Source organism: Flavobacterium sp. UBA4854 (assembly GCF_002399805.1).
GTDB lineage: Bacteria > Bacteroidota > Bacteroidia > Flavobacteriales > Flavobacteriaceae > Flavobacterium > Flavobacterium ginsengisoli.
In genome coordinates this window covers 62,436-62,659 of sequence record NZ_DHEI01000021.1, presented here as the reverse complement: position 1 = coordinate 62,659, position 224 = coordinate 62,436, and the positions used below count along the sequence as shown (strand labels likewise).

Sequence of the window (224 nt, the reverse complement as noted above, 5' to 3'; positions counted from 1 at the left end):
CTGCAGATTCTTTTTTCTAAACAAGAGCTCTGATAGCTTTATTATAGCCAGTGATTCTTTTGTTGATATACGAATATCTGAAATAACGGCTTTGCTGTAATAATCAATTGCACGATCTACCCTGCCCGACTCATTGCAGATCTCCCCCAGCATATAATTTAATAAGGCTTCATCCCTATCGCTAACGTCAGAATTAAGAAGGGAGAGAAAGCCTTTTTCAGCAG

At 38.8% G+C, this 224-nt stretch carries 1 protein-coding gene; it reads right to left on the bottom strand.

Going from position 1 to position 224, the window contains the following annotated elements:
- Positions 1 to 224, bottom strand: a 224-nt coding sequence (locus B3J44_RS02495; RefSeq protein ID WP_286965547.1) for a hypothetical protein, incomplete at both ends; no start/stop codon positions are given.